A 321-nucleotide genomic window follows, 5' to 3' on the forward strand; every position below is an offset into this window, starting at 1 on the left:
GGACGCCGCAATCGAGTATGCCGGCATCCGCAAGCAGTTCGGAAAGCCGATCGGTCAGCGACAGCTCATCCAGGAACGTCTCGCCGATATCGCCACGGACGTCATGGCGAGCCGGCTGCTGTGCTACCAGGCGCTGGACATCATCGACCGTGGCGGCCGCGCTAACGGTTCCTCCGCGATGGCTAAGCGATTTGCCACCACCGCCTGCGAACGGGCGGTGTCGCTCGCCATGCATGTCCACGGGGCGATGGGGATCAGCCGGGAAAGCGGGCTCGAGCAGTTGTACCGCGACGTGCGTATGCTTCCGATCCCGGACGGGAC

At 65.4% G+C, this 321-nt stretch carries 1 protein-coding gene; it reads left to right on the top strand.

Features of this window, described 5'->3' with window-relative positions; all coding sequences use genetic code 11:
* On the top strand, nucleotides 1-321 hold a 321-nt coding region (locus tag ACK8OU_RS20540), incomplete at both ends, for an acyl-CoA dehydrogenase family protein (protein WP_410305177.1).

Source organism: Pontitalea aquivivens (assembly GCF_046507575.1).
GTDB classification, from domain to species: domain Bacteria; phylum Pseudomonadota; class Alphaproteobacteria; order Rhodobacterales; family Rhodobacteraceae; genus Pontitalea; species Pontitalea aquivivens.